This is a genomic window from Acidovorax sp. HMWF018, assembly GCF_003061035.1.
In the GTDB taxonomy this organism is placed as follows: domain Bacteria; phylum Pseudomonadota; class Gammaproteobacteria; order Burkholderiales; family Burkholderiaceae_C; genus Acidovorax; species Acidovorax delafieldii.
In genome coordinates this window covers 1-2,767 of record NZ_QAIM01000050.1, presented here as the reverse complement: position 1 = coordinate 2,767, position 2,767 = coordinate 1, and the positions used below count along the sequence as shown (strand labels likewise).

Below are 2,767 nucleotides of genomic sequence, written 5' to 3'. Positions count from 1 at the left end.
GCGCACACGCTGGTGGACATGATCGAGCGCTCGGGCTGCGACATGGTCATCATCGGTGCCAAGGGGCAGGGCGCCATCACCAGCGCGCTGCTCGGGTCGGTGTCGCAGGAGGTGGCCCATGCCAGTCCGGTGCCGGTGACCATCGTCAAGCATGCCGAGGTGCTGGAGGGGGTGGACAGCGACGCGGTCGAGGACGCCGAAGCCTGACCCCTTTGGCGCCCGCCCTGATAGAAAAAAACAGGACAAAGGAAAAGGGCCGCTGTGCGCGGCCCTGATCGGAATGTGTGGGAGAGGTTGCCCGGATCAGGCCGCCTTGCGAAACGGTTCCGAGGGCCGCTGCAGCTTGCCATGGGGCAGGGTGGCCAGGCGCGAGAACATGCGGCGCACATAGCCGCGCACCCACAGGCATTTGTTGAGCTCGTCCACGGGCAGCGGGCCTGACACCACCACGATGTCGTTGGCCACGTCCTGTGCACCGGCAGCGCGCAGGCGGCGGCGCGTGTTGTTGGCCCAGGACTGGATGCGCGTGGGGCTGCCGTGCTGGTGCACCTCGCCCGTGTGCACATCGAACGCAATGGCCACCGTGTCGGTCTTGAGCTTGAAGCGGCGTTCACCCGTGACGGCGCTGGGCGCCTCGCGCATGTCATACAGGTAATAGCTGCCTGCCTTGAGCTGGTATTGCATGTCCATGGGTGTGTTCCTCTTTGTCGGCATTGTCGAGGGGCACGCGGCAGGCAATGGCAGGTAAAACGGTGGGAAAGGGGCTCTTATTGAGCGCCTCTCACAGGGGGCCACGCCGGTTTCTGTGCGCGTGCCATTGTGGCCGCGCGTCGGCGTCATCCGGAGAAACTTGAGGACGATGTCGTAACGAGTTGTGAGGACCTTCGCCCCGCCTTGGGCTACTGCTGGCTGGTGCTTCGTCCAAGGCGTATGCAACTGGCGCGGCCCCAGGCGCGGGCAGCCAAGCCAGGGCCGCCCCGCAGCGAGGGCTGCGTCCCCTTGCCCACATCGCGTAGCGATGTGAGAGCGGGGGGAAGGCGCGCAGCGCCTCAGGGGGGTGTCTCTGCTAGAAATCCACCAGACTCAACCCCACACTGAACACAGTGCGCTTGCGGTTGTAGTCGATCATGCTGTCGCCGTAGCCGCTGAACAGCGACGTGTGCAGGCGCAGGTTGCTCTTGCTGCCGAACAGGCCGGTGCCCAGGGCCTGCAGCCATTCCACACGCACCGAGCCCCGGTCACTGCTGGCCAGCGTGTGGCGCACCGTGGCGCCCAGGGTGTTGTCCTTGTTCACGTTCCACAGCAGCGACAACTCGCCCCGGCCGATGTAGTCGCTGATGCCCGGGTTGTCGTCGCTTCCCGCGCTTTCGGGGATGCGCTTCCAGATGCGGGCGTTCACGCTGAAGCGGTTGTCCAGTTCGATGCCGGTCATCAGGTAGGCGCGGTTCCAGCTGCGCGACAGCGGCTTGCTCTGGCCGTTGGACTGGTGCACCAGGCCGATGCCGCTGTAGCGCCACTTCCAGCCAAACGGCAGTTGTGCCGTGGTGGGGTACACGTACATCAGCTCGGGCTCGTGGTCGGTGGCGCGGAAGGGGCGCGAGATCTCGGGGGTGAACAGTTGCCAGTACGACTGCTGCGTGTAGCCAAACCACAGCGAGTCCTTGAGCGTGGGGTGGCCCTGGGTCAGCAGGCCCTGCGCAATCTTGGTACGCACGGACAGCTGGATGCGGTTTTCGGTGCGGCGGTACGGGGTCGAGTCGGTGGCCGAGTTGCCGTCGGCATCCGACGCGGGCTGGCGGTTCACGCTGCTCGACGCCACCACCGACACCGTGATCGGGCGGTAGCCGCGGAAGCTGAACGTGCCGCAGTCGGTGCCCGTTTCCAGCTCCCAGAAGCGCGAGAGATCGCTGTACTGCGGGTCGCGGCAGCCTTCGGTGCGCGCCACGTCGATGATGCGGGTGGCAGGCAGCGTGGCGTCCACCGGCGGGGGCACGGCCGACGAAGAGCTTGCGCCGCTGGCACTGGCCGACGCCGAAGCAGCAGGGGCTTGCCAGGACTGCGCTCCTGCAGGAGCGGCCTGGGCCTGTTCGGCCGCCCAGGCGTCAAAGCAGGCCAGGCGCGCCTGGTTGTCGCTGGACAGGGCGGTGCAGCGGCGCAGGGCCGCGTCGGTCCCGGCGGATGCGGCAGGTGCTGATTGCGCAAAGGCCGCGCCGGCCGGGGCCAGGGCTGCGAGCAGCAAGGCCAGCGGGCGGTGCAGACGGGACGCGGGGATGCCCCGCGCAACGGCGCTCATTGCCAGGCCGCCTGTTTGCGCAGCACAAACGGTGCTGACGGCGTGGTGGGGGTGGGGTGGGCGTTGTTCCATGTTCCGCGTATTTCCTTGCCGCAACTTCCATCGACCACCTGGCCTGTCCAGGTGGCGCTGATGTTGGTGCCGTTGATCGATTCTTCCAGGGTCAGGTCGCCGCCGTCGACGTCACCACTGACCTGGGCCGTGGTGCCGCTGCGCGCCACGGTGCCACGCACGCTCTGTGCCAGCTCGGGGTGCGGGCCCAGTTGCAGCGTGGCCGTGGTGGGCTTGTCTCCCGGCGCAGGGGCCTGCAGCTCGGCGCGCCACTGGCCCTGCAGGTGTTGGTGGTCCATCTCTGCCGCCGCTGGGCATGCCGCCGTGGATTGTGGTGCTTTTTGGCTGATGGCGCCTGTAGGACAAGCGCTGATAGCTATCAAAAGCGCAGCAATGCCCCAGGCGCTGCGGCCACGGGGCAGG

The 2,767-nt window shown here is 67.4% G+C and carries 4 protein-coding genes; 1 reads left to right on the top strand and 3 read right to left on the bottom strand.

Annotated features, from left to right (window positions below; all coding sequences use genetic code 11):
* Window positions 1-207, top strand: a 207-nt coding sequence (locus DBR23_RS01785; protein ID WP_146191193.1) for a universal stress protein, incomplete at its 5' end; no start/stop codon positions are given.
* A 96-nt stretch (window positions 208-303) separates the two neighbouring features.
* On the opposite strand, the gene DBR23_RS01780 is transcribed toward DBR23_RS01785, so the two are convergent.
* The 3 genes from DBR23_RS01780 to DBR23_RS01765 all read right to left on the bottom strand — a co-directional run bounded on the left by DBR23_RS01780 (window position 304) and on the right by DBR23_RS01765 (window position 2,766).
* Complete coding sequence (locus DBR23_RS01780; protein ID WP_056065534.1) at window positions 304-690, bottom strand: hypothetical protein; 387 nt, start codon at window positions 688-690, stop codon at window positions 304-306.
* Between the two features lie 376 nt (window positions 691-1,066).
* A complete protein-coding gene (locus DBR23_RS01770; RefSeq protein WP_108497109.1) occupies window positions 1,067-2,293 on the bottom strand; it encodes a phospholipase A in 1,227 nt (408 codons plus the stop codon).
* Window positions 2,290-2,766 (bottom strand): hypothetical protein, encoded by a 477-nt coding sequence (locus DBR23_RS01765; protein ID WP_108497108.1) that lies wholly within the window; start codon window positions 2,764-2,766, stop codon window positions 2,290-2,292. Before DBR23_RS01765 ends, DBR23_RS01770 begins: the two co-directional genes overlap by 4 nt.
* Between the last annotated feature and the right edge of the window lies 1 nt (window position 2,767).